Genomic DNA, 19,088 nt, shown 5'->3' on the forward strand with positions numbered 1-19,088 from the left:
GATGATTTCCTCACTCTCTGATGGGAAGGGCGCCGACGGCACCTCGTGCGGCCGCCCGCCGCTTGAGGGCGTCAGCCAGCGACGCTGGCGGTCGGCACGAAGTCCGGTGAGTCGGTCGAGGTGTAGTTGAAGGTCACGTCCTTCCAGACGTCCAAGGCCTGGCGCAGGGGCGTGCAGTGGCGGCTGGCGGCGGCCAGGATGTCCGGCCCCTCGGCCAGGATGTCGCGGCCCTCGTTGCGGGCCAGCACCATGGCCTCCAGCGCCACCCGGTTGGCGGTGGCGCCCGCCTGGATGCCCATGGGGTGGCCGATGGTGCCGCCGCCGAACTGCAGCACCACGTCGTCGCCGAACAAATCCAGCAACTGGTGCATCTGACCGGCATGGATGCCGCCCGACGCCACCGGCATGGTCTTGCGCAGCGAAGCGAAGGACTGGTCGAAGAAGATGCCGTTCTCCAGCCGCTGGGGCAGGAAGTCCTCGCGGCAGATGTCGTAATAGCCCTTGGTGGTGGCGGGATCGCCCTCCAGCTTGCCCACCACGGTGCCGGCGTGGATGTGGTCCACGCCCGCCAGCCGCATCCATTTGGCGATGACGCGGAAGGACACGCCGTGGCTCTTTTGCCGGGTGTAGGTGGAATGGCCGGCGCGGTGCAGGTGCAGGATCATGTCGTTGCGCCGCGCCCATTTCGACATGGACTGGATGGCGGTGTAGCCGATGACCAGATCGATCATGACGATGGTCGACCCGATGGACTTGGCGAACTCCGCCCGCTCGTACATGTCCTCCATGGTGGCGGCGGTCACGTTGAGGTAGGTGCCCTTGATCTCGCCCGTCGCCGCCTGGGCGCGGTTCACCGCCTCCATGCAATAGAGGAAGCGGTCGCGCCAGTGCATGAAGGGCTGGGAATTGATGTTCTCGTCATCCTTGGTGAAGTCCAGGCCGCCCTTCAGCGCCTCATAGACCACGCGGCCATAGTTGCGGCCCGACAGGCCCAGCTTGGGCTTCACCGTGGCGCCCAACAGGGGGCGGCCGAACTTGTCCAACCGTTCCCGCTCCACAACGATGCCGGTGGGTGGCCCGTCGAAGGTCTTCACATAGGCCACCGGCAGGCGCATGTCCTCCAGCCGCAGGGCCTTCAGCGGCTTGAAGCCGAAGACGTTGCCGATGATGGACGCCGTCAGGTTGGCAATCGATCCGGGTTCGAAAAGATCGATGTCATAGGCGATGTAGGCGAACCAGCTGTCGGGGGAGCCGGGCACGGGGTCCACCCGGTGGGCCTTGGCGCGGTACTTGTCGCAGGCGGTCAGGCGGTCGGTCCACACCACGGTCCAGGTGGCGGTGGAGGATTCGCCCGCCACGGCGGCGGCGGCCTCGATGGGGTCCACCCCGTCTTGCGGGGTGATGCGGAACACGGCGATGACGTCCGTGTCCTTGGGCTCGTAATCCGGCTGCCAGTAGCCCATGTCGCGGTACTTCATGACGCCGGCGGCATAGCGGTCGCGGCGGTCCCTATTGTCGATGGCGTTCATGTTCCTGTCCTCCTCAAGCGCCGGCGGGGCATCCGCCCCTTGGCTATCCTCGATTTCCAATCCGCTGACGCTCCCCGGAAATCTCCGGCGGCCCCGGTCGGGGCCTGGTTCACGTGCGTGGCGGGGCGGTGGTTACTCAGCCGCTACCGGCGTCCGGCCCAACTGGGGGTCCAGGGCACCGGTGGCGTAGCGCTTGGCCATGGCGGCCATGGGCAGGGGCGTGATGCGGCTGGCGTTGCCGGCGGCGCCGAACTGCTCGAACCGATCGCGGCACAGCGCCTTCATGGCGTCCATGGCTGGCTTCAGGAACTTGCGTGGGTCGAATTCCGCCGGGTTCTGCGTGGCCGTCTTGCGGAACTGCACCGCCATGGCCAGGCGGCAGTCGGTGTCGATGTTGATCTTGCGCACCCCAAAGCGGATGCCGCGCACGATCTCCTCCACCGGCACGCCCCAGGTGCGGGGCATTTGGCCGCCATAGGCGTTGAACAGGTCCTGCAATTCCTGCGGCACGGACGAACTGCCGTGCATCACCAGGTGGGTGTTGGGAAGTCGCGCGTGGATGGCCTCCACCACGTTCATGGCCAGGATGTCGCCGTCCGGCTGGCGCGAGAATTTATAGGCGCCGTGCGAGGTGCCCATGGCGATGGCCAGCGCGTCCACCCGGGTGGCGGCGACGAAGTCCAACGCCTGGTCGGGGTCGGTGCACAGCTGGTCCAGGGACAGCACCCCTTCCGCTCCGTGGCCGTCCTCCGCCTCGCCCTGGCCCGTTTCCAGGCTGCCCAGCACGCCCAGTTCCCCTTCGACCGAGGCGCCCACCCAGTGCGCCGCCTCCGCCACGCGGCGGGTGATGTCGACGTTGTAGTCGTAAGAGGCGGGGGTTTTGGCGTCGGCCATCAGCGACCCGTCCATCATGACGGAGGTGAAGCCGTGCTGCAGGGCCGTCAGACAGGTGGCCTCGCTGTTGCCGTGGTCCTGATGCAGGCACAGCGGGATGGTGGGGTACAGCGCCTCCAGCGCGTCGATCATATGGGCCAGCATGAGATCGCCGGCATAGGACCGGGCGCCCCGGCTGGCCTGCAGGATGACGGGCGCGTCCACCTGGGCGGCGGCCTCCATGACCGCCAGACCCTGTTCCATGTTGTTGATGTTGAAGGCGGGAACGCCGTAGTCGCGCTCCGCCGCGTGGTCCAGTAGCTGACGAAGGGTTATACGAGCCATAAGTGTTCTCCTTGTTCCCTCAATCGCCGGGCGCGGCCATCCGGCCGCTTGGCTGTCCTCGATTTCCAGTCCGCTACGCTCCCCAGAAATCTCCGGCGGACGCAGTCGCGTCCTAGAACGGAAAAGGCGTCAGGCGTGCGCGACGCGGGCGCGGACGGCGGCCATGATGGCGTCGACGGTGATGCCGAAGTGGCGGTAAAGGTCCGTGGCGGGGGCGGAGGCGCCGAAGCCCTCCATGCCGATGAAGGCGCCCTGGTCACCCAGCCAGCGGTCCCAGCCGAAGCGCACCGCCGCCTCCACCCCGATGCGGGGCGCGCTGCCCAGCACCAGGGCGCGGGATGCCGGCGACTGCCGCTCGAACAGTTCCCAGCAGGGCATGGACACCACGGCGGTGGCGATGGCCTCCTTGGCCAGACGCTCCGCCGCCTCCACCGCCAGGGCCACTTCCGACCCGGTGGCCAGCAGGGTGGCGTCGCGCGGGCCGTCCGTTTCGCGCAGGATGTAGGCGCCGGTGGCGCTGCGGTTCCAGGAGGCGTCGCGGCGCAGGGTGGGCAGGTCCTGGCGCGACAGGCACAGGGCCGAGGGCGTGCCGGGATTGGTCAGGGCCAGTTCCCAGCACTCCGCCGTCTCCACCGCGTCGGCGGGGCGGAAGACGTGCAGATTGGGCGTGGCGCGCAGCATGGCCAGGTGCTCCACCGGCTGGTGGGTGGGGCCGTCCTCCCCCAGGCCGATGCTGTCATGGGTCAGCACATGGATGACGCGCACGCCCATCAGGGCGGACAAGCGGATGGCGCCCCGGGCATAGTCGGAGAACACCAGGAAGGTGCCGCCGTAGGGGATGAGGCCGCCATGCAGGGCCAATCCATTCATGACGGCGGCCATGGCATGTTCGCGGATGCCGTAGTGGATGTAACGGCCGGCGTAGGCATCCGCCTCCATCGCCGCCATTCCCTTGGTCTGCGTCAGGTTGGAATGGGTCAGGTCGGCGGAGCCGCCCACCGTCAGGTCGGTGGCGGCGTTCACCACCCCCAGGACCAGTTGCGAGGCCTTGCGCGTCGCCATCGTCGGCCGGCTCTGCGCCAACTCCTGCCGATAGGCGGCCAGGGCGTCGGCCAGATCCGGCCCCGCGTCGGTCGCCATGACCCGCTGGAAATCCAGGCGGGCCGGATGGGCGGCCAGCCGCCGCTCCCACGCCTCCCGCGCTTGGCCGCCGGCCTGGGCCACGCTGCGCCAGGCGGCCAGGATGTCGTCCGGCACGGTGAAGGGCGGGCTGTCCCAACCCAGGGCCTGTGCCGCGCCTCGCGCTTCTTCAGCTCCCAGGGGGGCGCCGTGAACGCCGCAGGTACCCGCCTTGGTGGGCGCGCCATAGCCGATGACGCTGCGGCAGGCGATCAAGGTGGGGCGGTCGCTCGCCTGGGCGCGGAGCAGGGCGGCCTCGATGGCCGCATGGTCGTAGGCGTCCACCCGCTCCACCGCCCAGCCGGAGGCGGCGAAGCGGATCAATTGGTCGGTGCGGGTGGACAGGCGGGTGGTGCCGTCGATGGTGATGCCGTTGTCGTCCCACAACACTACCAGGCGGGACAGCCGCAGCTGGCCGGCCAGGTCGATGGCCTCCTGGCTGATGCCCTCCATCAGGCAGCCGTCACCGGCGATGACATAGGTGCGGTGGTCGACCAGGGCGTCGCCGAAGCGGGCGTTCAGGTGCCGCTCCGCCAGGGCCATGCCCACGGCGGTGGTGAGGCCCTGGCCCAGGGGGCCGGTGGTGGTCTCGATCCCCTGGGCATGGCCGTATTCCGGGTGGCCCGCCGCGCGGGAGCCCAACTGGCGGAAGCGCTTCAGCTCCTCCAGCCCCATGTCGGCGTAGCCCAGCAGGTGGTGCAGGGCGTATTGCAGCATGCTGCCGTGGCCGGCCGACAACACGAAGCGGTCGCGGTCGGGCCAGTCGGGCCGCGCCGGGTCCAGGCGCAGCACCCGGGTGAACAGCACGGTGGCGACGTCGGCCATGCCCATGGGCATGCCGGGGTGGCCGGACTTGGCCGCCTCCACCCCCGCCACCGCCAGCATGCGGACGGCGTTGGCCATGTCGGCCAAGCTGGGCGTTCCGTCAGGGGCGGGCGCGGCCCCGGGTTCGGTGGTTTCGATCTGGCGCAGCGATAGGGTGGGCGTCATTTCTCGGCCTCCTCAACCGGCGCGGCGCTTGCGGTCGACCAGCTGCAGGATCAGCGGCGTGAGGATCAGCTGCATGGCCAGGTCGAGCTTGCCGCCCGGGATGACGATGGAATTGGCCCGCGACATGAAGCTGCCGGCGATCATGGACAGCAGGTAGGCGAAGTCGATGCCGCGCGGGTTGCGGAAACGGATGACGACGATGGATTCGTCCGGCGTCGGTATCCACCGCGCGATGAAGGGGTTGGAGGTGTCGACCGTGGGCACCCGCTGGAAATTGATATCCGTCTGGGTGAACTGCGGGCAGATGTAGCGGACATAGTCCGGCATGCGCCGCAGGATGGTGGTCATCACATCCTCCGTGCTGTAGCCGCGCAGGGTGCGGTCACGGTGGATCTTCTGGATCCATTCCAGGTTGATCACCGGCACCACGCCGATCTTCAGGTCCGCATGGCCGGCGATGTCATAGCCATCGGCCACCACGGCGCCGTGCAGGCCCTCATAGAACAGCAGGTCGCTGGGGCCCGGCAGCTCCTCCCACGGGGTGAAGGTGCCGGCGGGGCAGCCGTATTGTTCCGCCTCCGCCGCGTCGTGGACATAGTGGCGGGTGCGGCCGGTGCCGTCGTCGCCATAGCGGCGGAACAGCTCCTGCAATTCGCCCAGCAGGTTGGCCTGCGGGCCGAAATGGCTGAAATGATGGTCGCCGTCCTTGTCGGCCTGGGCGATGGCCTGCTTCATCTGCGCCCGGTCATAGCGGTGGTAGGCGTCACCGTCGATGCAGGCGGCGTTCACCCCCTCGCGGCGGAAGACCTGCTCGAAAATCTGGCGGACGCTGGTGGTGCCGGCGCCCGACGACCCGGTGACCGAAATGATGGGATGGCGGATGGACATGGCGGGGGACCTCCCGGTCTAGCGGCTGAAGGGGCAGGCCGGTCAGGCGCGCAGCAGGCCGCGTTGGCCGAACAGGGGCGCGCGGTCGGCCAGGATGGCCGGGGCGGTATGGTGCTCGGCCACGCGCCGCACCTCCGTTTGCGAGCCGAAGACCAGGGCCGTGCGCTCATGCAGGTGGCGGGGCGTCAGGTCCAGGATGCGGTTCTGCCCGTCGGTGGCGGCCCCGCCCGCCTGCTCGATGACCAGGGCGATGGGGTTGGCCTCGTACACCAGGCGCAGGCGGCCACTGCGATAGCCCGGACGCTCATCGGTGGGGTAGAGATAGACGCCGCCCCGGCGCAGGATGCGGAAGGCGTCGGCCACCAGGGACGCGATCCACCGCATGTTGTAGTTCTTGGCCCGCGGCCCGTCCGACCCCGCCAGGCAGTCGTCGACATAGGTGCGGATGCTGGGCGCCCAATGCCGCTGGTTCGAGGCGTTGATGGCGAACTCCTTGGTTTCCGCCATCACCGTCACCGGGCTGGTCATGCGCACGAATTCCGCCTTTGGCGTCCGCGGCGCCGGGGACGCCCAGCCGGCGCCGCCATGGACCGCCGGCAGTGGCTCGACCGGCCGCTTATCCAGGAAGAAGATCTCGGTGCCCTCGCCCAGGGTCAGCACCAGGGCGGTCTGCGGCCCGTAGACCAGGAAACCGGCCGCCAGTTGCCGGTGCCCCGGCTGCAGCAGCGAGGCGGCGGGGTCCGTCGGGTCCTCCACCCCCAGGATGGAGAAGATGGTGCCGACCGACACGTTGGTTTCGATGTTGCTGGACCCATCCAGGGGGTCGATGGCCACGACCAGCGTGCCCGCCGGGTTCAGCAGGACGGGGGCGTCGCTCTCCTCCGACCCCACCACCGCCACCGGCGCGCCGGCCAGGCGATCGACCACGATGTCATGGGCGCGCAGATCCAGTTCCTTCTGGGTGTCGCCGTTGCTTTCGCCGCGCACGGCGGCCATCTCCCCCGCCAGGGGACCCATGGCCACCAGGTCGGCGATGGCCAGGCCGGCGTCGGCCAGGGCCAGGATGGTGCGCACGATATCCGCCCGCAGATGGGCTCCACCGTTCTGGGCTCCACCGTTTTGGGTGCTCCCGCTCCAGGCAACCAGATGCCGCGCCAATGTCGTGGTGTTCGCCATGATGTCCTCCCGCTTCTGGGCGGGGTTCCCGTCCCCGCGTCGTTCCCGGCCCGTCTTGTTGTTGGCCGGCGTCGTTCTTGAGAGGGAGTGTGCGGACGATTGCAGCGTAAGAAAATTCGAATAAACTTAGCTTTCCGTTCAGAATTTCTGAAAGTGAGGGGCGGGACATGCGCAATGTGACGCTGAAGCAGCTGCGCGCCCTGGCAGCGGTGGCGCAAACCGGGTCGGTGACGGCGGCGGCCAAGCGCCTGCACGTCACGCCGCCGGCCGTCACCATGCAGGTGCAGGCGCTGGAGGATCTGCTGGGCGTCCCCCTGCTGGACCGGCTGGGGGAACGGTTCAAGCCCACCGACGCGGGGCGGGAGGTGATCGAGACGGTCATCCGCATCGAGGCGGAACTGAACAATTGCGCCGCCACCATGGAGGCGCTGCGCAACCTGTCCGGCGGCCGGGTGGCGGTGGGGGTGGTCAGCACCGCCAAGTATTTCGCGCCCTACGCCCTGGGCGCCTTCCACGGCGAATACCCGCAGATCGAATTGTCGCTCATGGTGGGCAACCGGGAGGAGATCATCGCGGCGCTGAAGGCGGACAGCATCGACATCGCCATCATGGGCCGCCCGCCCCGCGACCTCGCCGTCGACATGCACGCCCTCGGCGACCATCCCCACATCATGATCGCCCCACCCCACCACCCGCTGGTGGGCCGCCGCCAACTGAGGCTGGAGGAATTCGCGCACGAAACCTTCCTGGTGCGCGAGGTCGGGTCCGGCACCCGCATGCTGATGGAATGGTTCTTCGCCCAGGCCGACCTGCACCCGCCCATCAGCATGGAGGTGGGCAGCAATGAGACGGTGAAGCAGGCGGTGATGGCCGGCCTCGGCCTCTCCTTCATCTCCGCCCACACCATCGCCGCCGAACTGGAAAGCGGCCGCCTGGCGCCGCTTGACGTGGAGGGCCTGCCCATCGTGCGCCAGTGGTTCGTGGCCAAGCGGTCGGACAAGCGCCTGGCGCCGGCGGCGGCGGCGGTCAAGGCCTTCCTGGTGGACCGGGGGCGGGAATTCCTGCCCAACGTGCGGCCCATCGCGTGAGGGAAATAACCATTCAGGGCAGTTGCGGGGGCAAAAGGCCGCTCCACTTCCCTGTGCATGGGGGCCCTATACCCGGAAGCCCGTACACGGGGGAACGGGACGGGAACGCGGCGAACCATGCGCCCATCCCACCTCATATCGGCCATTGAGCACCATGAAAGCGCTTCCCACCCTGACCCTCGCCGTCATCGTCCCAACCGTAGTGGCGACGTCCACGGCGCTGGCCCAAGCCTGTGCGTACCAGACGCTTGAGCCTGGCGTGGGCAAAATCCTGGTGGGATCCGCCACCATGGATTTGGGGATGGCAGACGACACCGTGAACCCGCAGGCCTGGCAAGGGCCCGTGGTGTTCACCCATGCGGACGGGTCATCCTGCACAGCTGACCCCGATGTCAGTTTGGTGGAGCGCCCCTTATTCAGTGATGGCCAGCGCGTCATTGTCTCCACCTACTCGGGCGGCGAGCGGAGGGTTCACTTCTTGGACATCAACAATTGCCGGATCTTATGGAAAAGCTCCCCATTCTCGGGGGAGGTGAGCCTGACGCCTCAGGCTCTGCGCCTGGGCACCAGGACGCATAAGCTGGGGGCGCTTTGCATTCCCTCAGCCGCTACCTCCTAAAGGGCTACCGCAACAGGGGGAGTGTTTTCGCGCGGCGCGGAAAATGATCTTTACCAAGGACAGGCTCATCCAAGGATTGCTTCGCCCATGACGATCTTCTCCAAAGGTTTGGCCCTCGCCGCCGCGGCGGCGCTGATTCCGCCCGCCGTGGCCCAGGCCGCCCCCCAGCGCCATCTGCCCGTCGTCTGCCCCTACCAGCCGGTGGAACCGGCGTCCGGCAAGGTCCGCGCCGATGTCCTGACCCTGGACCTGGGGCCCGCCGCCGACGGGGCGGGCACGTCCTGGAAAGGCCCCCTGACCATCACCGGCCAGGACGGCACCACCTGCACCGCCGACGCCGCCGTGGCCCCCATCGAGGGCACGCTGTACAGCGACGGCCAGCACCTGCTGGTGACCACCTCCGCCGGCGGCGCCCGCAAGCTGTTCATCCTCAGCACCACCAGTTGCCAGCCCCTGTGGAAAAGCGGCAGCTTCACCGGCGCCGTCTCGTTCAAGGGCGGCCAGCTTTACACCGGCAAGACGGCCAACAAGCTGAACCCGGATTGCCTGCCCCTGCCCTGAAGGCGGACGGCTGCACGTGGCCGGCCTGAAATGGCGCTGGCGGCGCAGGCGTCCTTCGGGCGATGATCCAGGATGCTTTTGGGGAGCCCGTACCGTCCATGATCGACCAGAACGGCCAGCCCGTCCGCAAGACGGCGCTGAAGACCTACCTCGACACCTATAACGCCGGCGTGCGCGGCTCCAAGGAGTTCGGCGCCCTGCCGCGCGCTCTGGTGATCATCTGCGACGGCCTGACGCCCGGCAAGACGACCTACGTGAAATGCGTGGACGGCCAGGTGCAGCTCTCCCGCCGCAAGGACGGCTCGGTGGTCGGCGGTGGGTTGTGAAAAATCGCTGATGGCTTTTCCGAAGCGTCGGAATCCTGGTTTGACGGTTCGCTTTGGTGCCAAACCCCAGGGCGAACTGTGACGCCGCAAGTTTGGCGGCCAGTTCCGCGTAGGTTTCTTTCAATGTCAGGGGGGGCGGCGCAACCCGCCGCCTATTCAGCCGCAGGGTGGATGTTCGCCCAGGCGTGGCGAATACGCTTAGGAAAACGCTGGTGTCGACGACCACGCGGATCATGTCGCGGCGCGGGCTTCGTCGTCTTCCTCTTTCATCAGGAGTAGGGGCGGGAGGGAGATATTATCCATATATCAAATATACCGGATGTCTTTCCTACAGTTTCTCCGTATCTCTATTGAAATTATTTTTTTGAAATCGGTGCTAGAAGACCATCGAAGTTGAGATCTGAAATAAAACGCTCAAATTCCCGCATGAAAATGTATGTTTCTTTTTCGCTGTAATTTTCCACGAAGGGCATGTTGTGCAACATTTTTATGGCTGCAAAGAAACGACGCCGTGCAGTATCTTTGTTCGAGGTATGAGTTGCCTCTCTGTATGCTTCAACGCCAAGCTCATGCATCCAAGGAAATTCCTCCTTTATAAAGCTAGCAAGAAGCAGGAATTGGATGGGGTCACTTGGGCCAAAATCGCTAGAATGTAGTAGGTCGCGCAACACCACCGGATGAAAGCGAGTCCTGCGGCGGCGAACTCGCGGCGTTTCCTCTTGGCTCTCGCGGAAACGCATATCTAGGCCACGGATGCTGGAAACGAGTTCCTCCAGTATCTCATGCTGCGGTCTAGTTTTCTGAGCATGTGGAGGGTTTTTGGGGAACTGCTCAACAGATTTCTCGAAAGTCGGCCATAGTGCTTCAAACTGACGGTTCAGGTGGGTATCCGATAGCTTTCCGTCTGAAAATTTATTAATAGAAGTCACTACATCAAATATGCCAGATTTTTCGACCTTCTTAGCTTGAAACTGCGCAAGTGGGCCGGCGATATCTTTGAACTCAATGTCGAGTAATAGAGGGACAACCCGGCCTTCCTGCATGGATTTTGCCAAGGCTCCTGCCTCAAACAAAATCCAAGGGGACGAGATATTTTCCCGCGTTATGCAAATTATTCCAAAATTACAAGCCTCTAGTTCTTTCCCAACCTGATTTGCCCACCGTTCACCTGCATCAATGTCGGATTGGGATAGCCATGGTTCTATGGACTGGAGAACCATGGGCAACCAATCATACAATGCCTGGCCGAGCGCATGACTGCGCTCACCACTCCAGCTAATAAAAGCCTTCATTTTTCCCCCGAAATTCGCTGGGATGAAGCTGAAACCCTGAGGGCGATCTTTTCAAAGCCGCCGGAGCTATCAAACCGCCAGCCGGCTCGACCCGAAGGGCGAGCCGTTTGAATGGGCGTTTGATTCACTTGATGGACGGCACCCCCCTCAACTGCACCCCGTCGTGCTGCCGCAGGTGTCGCACTTAAGGCACGTCCCATTCCGCACCAGGGTCATGTTCTGGCACTCAGGGCAGGGGTCGCCTTCGTAGCCTTTGGCGCGGGCTTCCTTGACCTTTTCCCAGCGGGCGTCGCTGCCGCCGGAAACGGCGCCGCCGTAGCTGGTGCTGGTCACCACCTTTTCCGCGCGGGTCAGGGTGGAGTAGGCCTGGGGAGCGCCGTGGGTGCCGGTGGCGACGTGGGTTTCCACGCTGGCGGTCGCGGTGGCCGTCTGGAAGGCGGCGACGGCGCGGCCGGCCTGGCCGCCGGGCAGGACCCGCAGGTTGGGCAGGTTGTTGCGGACATAGCCGGTGGAGGTGATGCGCGCCACGGCGTTCAGCGTTTCCTCCGCCACCTCGGCCGCGTGCGGCGGCAGGTCGCTCTGCTTCACGCCGCCGCCCATGGTGTCGGGCAGAATGTCCTCCGGCGTGGCGTGGGCGAGGTCCGTGCGCGACAGATAGCTGATGGCCAGCTCACGGAACACATAGTCCAGGATGGACGTCGCCATCTTGATGGCGTCGTTGCCCTGCACCATGCCGGCGGGCTCGAAGCGGGTGAAGGTGAAGGCCTCCACATACTCCTCCAGCGGCACGCCGTACTGTAGGCCCAGGCTGATGGCGATGGCGAAGTTGTTCATCAGCGAGCGGAAGGCGGCGCCCTCCTTGTGCATGTCGATGAAGATTTCGCCCAGCTTGCCGTCCTCATACTCGCCGGTGCGCAGATAAACCTTGTGGCCGCCCACCATGGCCTTCTGGGTGTAGCCCTTGCGGCGGTGGGGCAGACGCTCGCGCTGGGCGCGCACCACCTTCTCCACCACCTTTTCCACGATGCGCTCCGTCACCACCTCGACGCGCGCGGCGGCCGGGGCCTCCAGCACGCGCTCCAGCGTGGTTTCGGCGACGTCTTCCTCCTCATCCTCCTCCAGCACCTGGGCGTTCAGCGGCTGGGACAGCTTGCTGCCGTCGCGGTAGAGCGCGTTGGCCTTCAGGCCCAGGCTCCACGACAGCATGTAGGCGTCCTTGCACGCCTCCACCGTGGCGTGGTTGGGCATGTTGATGGTCTTGGAGATGGCGCCGGAGATGAAGGGCTGCGAGGCCGCCATCATGCGGATGTGGCTTTCCGCCGACAGATAGCGTGTGCCGATCTTCCCGCACGGGCTGGCGCAATCGAACACGGGCAGGTGCTCGGCCTTCAGGCCGGGTGCGCCCTCCAGGGTCATGGCGCCGCAGCAGTGGACGTTGGCCGCCTCGATCTCCGCCTTGGTGAAGCCCAGGTGGGAGAGGAGGTCGAAGCCAAACTCCTCCAGCTTGTGCGCCGGCACGCCCAGAGCCCCGGTCAGGAAGTCGGCGCCCAGCGTCCACTTGTTGAAGGCGAACTTGATGTCGAAGGCGTTGGCCAGGCCGGCTTCCAGCTTCTCCAGCTGTTCCGGGCCGAAGCCCTTGGCCGCCAGCGTCTCATGGTTCACGCCCGGCGCGCCCTTCAGGGTGCCGTGGCCCACGGCGTAACGCTCGATGCGGGCCACGTCCGTGGCGGAATAGCCCAGGCGCGACAGCGCCTCCGGCACCACGCGGTTGATGATCTTGAAATAGCCGCCGCCGGCCAGCTTCTTGAACTTCACCAGGGCGAAGTCCGGCTCGATGCCGGTGGTGTCGCAGTCCATGACCAGGCCGATGGTGCCGGTGGGGGCGACCACGGTGGCCTGGGCGTTGCGGTAGCCGTGCTTCTGGCCCAGTTCCAACGCCTCGTCCCAGGCGCGGCGGGCGGCCACGATCAGCCGCTGGTCGGGGCAATCCTCGGCATCCAGCGGCACCGGGGTAACCGACAGGCCCTCGTAACCTTCCCCGGCGCCATAGGCGGCGCGGCGGTGGTTGCGGATGACGCGCAGCATGGCGGTGGCGTTGGGGGCGTAGCCGGGGAAGGGCCCCAGTTCCCCCGCCATCTCGGCGGAGGTGGCATAGGCGACGCCGGTCATGACGGCGCTGATGGCGCCGCAGATGGCCCGGCCCTCGGCGCTGTCATAGGGGATGCCCGCCGCCATCAGCAGGCCGCCGAGGTTGGCGAAGCCCAGGCCCAGGGTGCGGTACTCGTACGACAGGCGCGCGATCTCCTTGGAGGGGAACTGCGCCATGAGCACGGAGATTTCCAGCGCCACCGTCCACAGCCGGCAGGCGTGGCTGAAGGCGTCCGTGTCGAACGAACCGTCGGCCCGGCGGAACTCCATGAGGTTCAGGGACGCCAGGTTGCAGGCGGTGTCGTCCAGGAACATGTATTCCGAGCAAGGGTTGGACGCGTTGATGCGGCCGGACTCGGGGCAGGTGTGCCAGTCGTTGATGGTGGTGTCGTACTGCACGCCGGGGTCGGCCGACTGCCAGGCGGCATGGCCGATCTTGTCCCACAGGTCGCGGGCCTTCAGCGTCTTGGCCACCTTGCCGTCGGTGCGGCGGATCAGGTTCCAGTCGGCATCCTCCTGCACCGCGCGGATGAAGGCGTCGGGCACGCGGACGGAGTTGTTGGAGTTCTGGCCGGAAACGGTCAGGTAGGCGCTGGAGTCCCAGTCCGTGTCATAGGTCTGGAACTCCATCTCCGTATAGCCCTGGCCGGCGAACTGGATGACCCGCTGGATGTAGTTTTCCGGGATCATGGACTTGCGGGCCTCGATGATGGCCCGCTTCAGCGCCTTGTTCTTGGTGGGGTCCAGCCGCTCGGCATCCGGGCCCATGCCCTCCGTCGCCGCCGCCATGATGGCGTTCAGGTGCTTGTTGGCCAGCTTGGAGCCCGCCACCAGGGCGCAGACCTTCTGCTCCTCCACCACCTTCCAGTCGATGTAGGCCTCGATGTCCGGGTGGTCCAGGTCCACCGTCACCATCTTGGCGGCGCGGCGGGTGGTGCCGCCCGACTTGATGGCCCCGGCGGCGCGGTCGCCGATCTTCAGGAAGCTCATCAGGCCGGAGGACTTGCCGCCGCCGGCCAGCCGCTCGCCATCGCCGCGCAGGCGGGAGAAGTTGGAACCGGTGCCGGAGCCGTACTTGAACAGGCGGGCCTCGCGCACCCACAGGTCCATGATGCCGCCCTCGTTCACCAGGTCGTCGGCGACGGACTGGATGAAGCAGGCATGCGGCTGCGGATGCTCATAGGCCGACTTGCTGGCCACCAACTCGCCGGTCTTGAAGTCGACGTAGTGGTGGCCCTGGGCGGGGCCGTCGATGCCATAGGCCCAGTGCAGGCCGGTGTTGAACCACTGCGGGCTGTTGGGCGCTGCCATCTGGCGGGCCAGCATGTGGCGCATCTCATCGAAATAGGCGCTGGCGTCGGCCTCGCTGTCGAAGTAGCCGCCCTTCCAGCCCCAATAGGCCCAGGTGCCGGCCAGGCGGTCGAACACCTGGCGGGCGGAGGTCTCGCCCCCCACCCGTTCCTTTTCCGGCAGGGCGGCTAGCGCGTCCTGGTCGGCCACGTGGCGCCACAGGAAGGACGGGACGTCGTTCTCCTCCACCGTCTTCAGGCGGGCGGGCACGCCGGCGCGGCGGAAATACTTCTGGGCCAGGATGTCACAGGCCACCTGGCTCCAATCCGCCGGCACCTGGATGTCCTTGGCCTGGAAAACCACCGAGCCGTCGGGGTTGCGGATCTCGCTGGTCGCCGTGCGGAAGGCGATCCCCTCGTAAGCGTCCCGACCGTCGACCGTGAACCGTCTTTCGATGCGCATGGTGCCCCGACCCCTGAATGAAATGCCGCGATGACGGGGTGGGTGTCGCGGGGGCGGGCCTCGTCCGGAATCGTTGCCCGGAGGATGGCCGTGGAAACAGGCAAAACCACCCCAAAACCTGGGTTGGTCCCTGGTGCTCCGCGCCGCGACAGCACCCCAAGATGCTGTATGTCGGGGAAGCGTATGCCACCATGTTTCGACCATCAACGACATTTTGTGGTGCCAAACGGGCAGGTGCATACGGGTTGTGGTTGACTCTTCGGGTAGGGGGCGATTCTCCAGCAAACCCGGGCCTCTCACCGTTCCGGCGGGCCCCTTTTCGTCGGCTGAAAAATGTGGCTGGGCGACCACCGGGCCAGGGGCGGCGTCCGGGCCGCCGCTGCCCGGCCCTCTCTGCGCTTTTGGGTTTTCAACCCGGGAGGAAGATGGCAGGGTGCCCCCTCGCCCGCGCCGGCGGTATTCCGGCGCCTACTTTTCTTCAGTCCCGAGAATCCCCGTCCCGAATGTCCCCTGAGCGCAGCCCAGACCAGCGCCCCAATCGCCCGACATATCATCATCCGGTGGTCATCGACCCGGCGGCGCGCCCGCCGGTGGGTGGGACGGGGGCAGGCGACAGGGGGGGCGGTGAAACGGCGATGGGGGACAGGGCGGCGGATGGGGACCCCACACAACCCGCGACACACCGGCCCAATTGGATCAAGCGCCTGACCACCCTGGTCACCGCCCTGGTGCTGCTGGGGCTGGTCGTGCTGGCCGTGCGCCATGTGGCGCGGGACTTCCGCCCGGCGGAGGTCTGGGCCTATGTCCAGCTTCTGCCTTGGGCGCGGGTGGCGCAGGCGGCGGGCCTGGTGGCCGGCGCCTACATGGTTATGACGCTCTATGACGTCTCTGCCCTGAAATACCTGGGCATCAAGCTGCCCTACCGCACCGTGGGCCTGGGCAGCTTCGCCGGCTACGCCATTTCCAACAATGTGGGCTTCGCCGTCATCAGCGGCGGGTCGGTGCGCTATCGTGTCTATTCGGTGGCGGGCCTGTCAGCGGCGGACATCGCCAAGATCGTCGTGTTCTCCACCACGACCTTCACGCTGGGCATCACCTTCACCGGCGCGCTGGGCGTGGCCATCGGGCCGGAGGTGGGGGCCGGCATGCTGAACGTGCCCGCCTGGCTGCTGCAGGGGGTGGCCGGCCTGGTGCTGGCGGGGCTGGGCGCCATGACGGTGGCGGCGGCCGTAACGCACAAGCCCATGCGGCTGTGGCGGTGGTCCGTCGCCCTGCCGTCCTCCGGCGTGATGCTGTCGCAGATCGTCATCGCGTCGCTGGAAATCCTGCTGTCGGCGGCGGCGCTGTGGACCCTGCTGCCGGCGGAGTCCAGCGTGGGCTTCATGGAGTTCACGGCCCTGTTCTGCGCCGGCCTGGCCATCGCCATCGTCAGCCATGTGCCGGGCGGCCTGGGCGTGTTCGAGACCATCCTGCTGCTGGGCCTGCGGGATCACGGCCCCGCCGGCGGCGCCATCGGCGCCCTGCTGGCCTACCGCTTCCTTTATTACGTGCTGCCGCTGGTCCTGGCCGGCCTGCTGCTGCTGGTCTGGGAAATCCGCGCCGACCATGGCCCCGTGGCCGCCTGGCGCCGCTGGCGGGCCCGGCGCGGGCGGTAGCGCCCCGCGGGCGGCCAACGGGCGGCCAGCGGTCAGGCCGACCGGCGCCGCAAGCCGTCCTCGAACGCCGCGACCGGGACAGGGCGGCCGAACAGGTAGCCCTGGTAGAAGCGGCAGCCGTTGGCTTGCAGGAAATCGCGCTGCCCCGCCGTCTCGACCCCTTCGGCGATCACCGACAGGCCCAGATTGTGGGCCAGCGACAGGATGATGCGGGCGATGTTGGCGTCGTTGGGGTTGGACAGCACGTCGCGGACGAACATGCGGTCGATCTTTAGTTCGTTCAGCGGCAGGCGCTGAAGATAGCCCAGCGACGAATAGCCGGTGCCGAAATCGTCCAGTGACAGTCGCACGCCGCGCTCCTTCAGGCGCGCCATCTTGGCGATGATGTCCCCGATGTCGTGGGCCAGCAGGCTTTCCGTCAGTTCCAGCTTCAGCCGGCAGGGATTGGCGCCGGTGGCGGCCAGGATCTCCAGGACCTGGCTGTCGAAGTCCGACTCGTGGAACTGGCGGGCGCTGACATTGACCGACAGGGACAGCCGCGACAGAATCGGGTCGTGGGCCCAGCGGCGCAGGGTCGCGCACGCCTCCTTCAACACCCATTTGCCCAGCGGCAGGATCAGGCCCGTGGACTCGGCCAGGGGGACGAAGTCCGCCGGGGAGACCAGGCCGCGCTCCGGATGCTCCCAGCGCAGCAGGACCTCCGCGCCCACGACCGTGCCGGCCTGGTCCACTTGGGGCTGAAGGCGTATGGCCATCTGCCCGCGCTCCAGCCCCTCGCGCAGATCCTTTTCCAGGGCCAGGCGGCCATCCACGGCCAGTTGCATGCCGGCATCGAAAAAGCGCAGCGCGTTGCCGCCGCCGGCCTTGGCCGCGCCCATGGCCAGGTCCGCCTGCTTGATGAGGCAGTCCGCGCTTTTGGTTTCGGCGCCGAACAAGGCCACGCCCACGCTGGGGGTGGCCCGGTGGCTGTCCGCGCCCAGCACGAAGGGGGTATCGAAGGCGGCCAAGATTTTGCCGCCCACCGCCTTGGCCGCCAGGGCGGCGTCGTCAGCCGTGCGGCCCAGCCCTTCCAGCATCACGACGAACTCGTCCCCGCCCAGGCGCGCCACCATGTCGGTGTCCCGCACGCAGGCGCGCAGCCGGGCGGCCACCTGGCGCAGCAGTTCGTCGCCCTGGTCGTGGCCCAGGGCGTCGTTCACCACCTTGAAATGGTCCAGGTCGATGAACAGCAGCGCGCCCTGGGACGCCCGGCGTCTTCCCGACAGCAGGGAGCGGCGGAGATGTTCCAGCAGCAGGCTGCGGTTGGGCACCTCGGTCAGGGAATCATAATAGGCCAGGTGGTGGATGCGCTGCTCCGCCTGCCGGCGCTCCGTCAGGTTGGTGTTGGTGCCGGAGACGCGCACGGCCTGGCCATCGGCATCGCGCAGGATGAAGCCGCGCGACAGCACCGGGACGTAGTGGCCGTCCTTGTGGCGCAGGCGGAATTCCATCTCATAGCTTTCCTGCCCGCTTTTGAGCGCGGCGTGGAAAATCGCCCGGGCGGGTTCCCAATCGTCGGGGTGGGTCAGGTCCTGCCAAGGGCTGGGGTCCCGGCACAGCTCGCCCACCTCGTAACCGATCATCTCCCACCAGCGGGGGGAGTAGTAGAGCAGGTTGCTGGTCAGGTCCCAATCCCAGGGTGCGTCCTGCGACCCCCGCAGCACCAGGCGCAACCGTTCCTCTGACTTTTCCAGCGACTGCTGGACCTTCTTCAGGTCGGTCACGTCGGTGAAGCTGATGACCGCCTCCACCGGCTGGCCGTTGTCGTCCAGCACGGGATAGGCGTTGCACATCAGCCAGGTGGTGGACGAATCCCCGCGCCGCCTCAGGCCCAGCAGCATGTTGTTGGCATCCATGCGGCCCTGCAGCGCCAGGCTGCCCGGCAGTTCGTCGGCGGGCACCGGGCTGCCATCCTCCCGTACGAAGCTCCAGCGCGGATCGGGCTCATAGCTGCCCAGGATGGCATCCTCGCTCAGGCCCAGCATGCGGCAGGCGGCGGCGTTGGCGTAGCACAGCCGCGTGTCGGCGGCGCGGACCATGACGCCGGCCAGCACATGATCCAGCAGGAAGCGGTGGCGCTGGGCCGCCTCGCGCAGGGCGGTTTCCGCCGCCTTGCGGGCGGTGATGTCACGGTGGATGCTGATGAAATGGCTCAGGGCACCCCGCGAATCCAATGTCGGGGTGACGGTCAGCTCGTTCCAGAAGGGATGGCCGTCCTTGCCGTAGTTCAGCACCTCACCATGGAAGGGGATGCCCTGGCTGACGCAGTCGCGGATGGCGGCCAGGGTGGCGGGGTCCGTGTCCGGCCCGCACAGCAGGTCGCACCCACGGCCCAGGACGGCGGCCATCTCATGGCCAGTCATGGCGGTGAAGGCGGTGTTGCAGTACCGGATCAGGCAATCCGGCCCCGCGATCACGACGCCTTGGGAAACAGCGTCCAGCGCGGCCAGCAGAAGAGAGTCATCTAATGCGACGGTACCGGATAGGGTGGGCCGCGGCATCGCCGATGGTCGCGACAGCGCCGCCGCCATCCCCACCGCATGCCGCGCGGTTATGCCCAGGCCGTCCACCACGTCCATTCCTTATTCCATGTCGTCCAGTTGCATTGCCGTTGGCCCCCTCGGCCCC

At 67.0% G+C, this 19,088-nt stretch carries 13 protein-coding genes; 5 read left to right on the forward strand and 8 right to left on the reverse strand.

Annotated elements, in window-relative coordinates; all coding sequences use genetic code 11:
- Nucleotides 1-71: 71 nt before the first annotated feature.
- The 5 genes from FBZ90_RS00125 to FBZ90_RS00145 all read right to left on the reverse strand — a co-directional run bounded on the left by FBZ90_RS00125 (nt 72) and on the right by FBZ90_RS00145 (nt 6,980).
- A complete protein-coding gene (locus tag FBZ90_RS00125) occupies nt 72-1,589 on the reverse strand; it encodes a form I ribulose bisphosphate carboxylase large subunit (protein ID WP_477529314.1) in 1,518 nt (505 codons plus the stop codon).
- Nucleotides 1,590-1,661: 72 nt separating this feature from the next.
- Complete coding sequence (fba, locus tag FBZ90_RS00130) at nt 1,662-2,747, reverse strand: class II fructose-bisphosphate aldolase (RefSeq protein WP_145728825.1); 1,086 nt, start codon at nt 2,745-2,747, stop codon at nt 1,662-1,664.
- Between the two features lie 129 nt (nt 2,748-2,876).
- On the reverse strand, nt 2,877-4,829 hold the full coding sequence (gene tkt, locus FBZ90_RS00135; protein WP_145729445.1) for a transketolase: 1,953 nt from the start codon (nt 4,827-4,829) through the stop codon (nt 2,877-2,879).
- A gap of 99 nt (nt 4,830-4,928) precedes the next feature.
- A complete protein-coding gene (locus tag FBZ90_RS00140; protein ID WP_145728828.1) occupies nt 4,929-5,804 on the reverse strand; it encodes a phosphoribulokinase in 876 nt (291 codons plus the stop codon).
- Between the two features lie 42 nt (nt 5,805-5,846).
- Complete coding sequence (locus FBZ90_RS00145) at nt 5,847-6,980, reverse strand: class 1 fructose-bisphosphatase (protein WP_145728830.1); 1,134 nt, start codon at nt 6,978-6,980, stop codon at nt 5,847-5,849.
- Nucleotides 6,981-7,147: 167 nt separating this feature from the next.
- Between FBZ90_RS00145 and FBZ90_RS00150 the strand changes: the two genes are divergently transcribed.
- From FBZ90_RS00150 to FBZ90_RS00165, 4 genes are all read left to right on the forward strand, one after another.
- Entirely contained in the window at nt 7,148-8,068 is a 921-nt protein-coding gene (locus FBZ90_RS00150) for a LysR family transcriptional regulator (protein WP_145728832.1), read from the forward strand.
- A 154-nt stretch (nt 8,069-8,222) separates the two neighbouring features.
- Nucleotides 8,223-8,687 (forward strand): hypothetical protein, encoded by a 465-nt coding sequence (locus tag FBZ90_RS00155; protein WP_145728834.1) that lies wholly within the window; start codon nt 8,223-8,225, stop codon nt 8,685-8,687.
- 87 nt (nt 8,688-8,774) lie between these two features.
- On the forward strand, nt 8,775-9,248 hold the full coding sequence (locus FBZ90_RS00160; RefSeq protein WP_145728840.1) for a hypothetical protein: 474 nt from the start codon (nt 8,775-8,777) through the stop codon (nt 9,246-9,248).
- Between the two features lie 62 nt (nt 9,249-9,310).
- Nucleotides 9,311-9,574, forward strand: a complete 264-nt coding sequence (locus tag FBZ90_RS00165; RefSeq protein WP_246130066.1) for a hypothetical protein — start codon at nt 9,311-9,313, stop codon at nt 9,572-9,574.
- 356 nt (nt 9,575-9,930) lie between these two features.
- On the opposite strand, the gene FBZ90_RS00170 is transcribed toward FBZ90_RS00165, so the two are convergent.
- Both FBZ90_RS00170 and FBZ90_RS00175 read right to left on the reverse strand, forming a co-directional pair.
- On the reverse strand, nt 9,931-10,866 hold the full coding sequence (locus FBZ90_RS00170; RefSeq protein ID WP_145728842.1) for a toll/interleukin-1 receptor domain-containing protein: 936 nt from the start codon (nt 10,864-10,866) through the stop codon (nt 9,931-9,933).
- A 147-nt stretch (nt 10,867-11,013) separates the two neighbouring features.
- Entirely contained in the window at nt 11,014-14,766 is a 3,753-nt protein-coding gene (locus tag FBZ90_RS00175; protein ID WP_145728844.1) for a vitamin B12-dependent ribonucleotide reductase, read from the reverse strand.
- Nucleotides 14,767-15,269: 503 nt separating this feature from the next.
- Here FBZ90_RS00175 and FBZ90_RS00180 point away from each other — a divergent pair.
- Nucleotides 15,270-16,421: a lysylphosphatidylglycerol synthase domain-containing protein gene (locus tag FBZ90_RS00180; protein ID WP_246130067.1), complete on the forward strand. Its 1,152-nt coding sequence runs from the start codon at nt 15,270-15,272 to the stop codon at nt 16,419-16,421.
- Nucleotides 16,422-16,453: 32 nt separating this feature from the next.
- Here FBZ90_RS00180 and FBZ90_RS00185 read toward each other — a convergent pair whose 3' ends face one another.
- Nucleotides 16,454-19,039: a sensor domain-containing protein gene (locus tag FBZ90_RS00185; protein ID WP_145728847.1), complete on the reverse strand. Its 2,586-nt coding sequence runs from the start codon at nt 19,037-19,039 to the stop codon at nt 16,454-16,456.
- Nucleotides 19,040-19,088: the final 49 nt, after the last annotated feature.

It is taken from the genome of Nitrospirillum pindoramense, from assembly GCF_007827955.1.
GTDB lineage: Bacteria > Pseudomonadota > Alphaproteobacteria > Azospirillales > Azospirillaceae > Nitrospirillum > Nitrospirillum amazonense_B.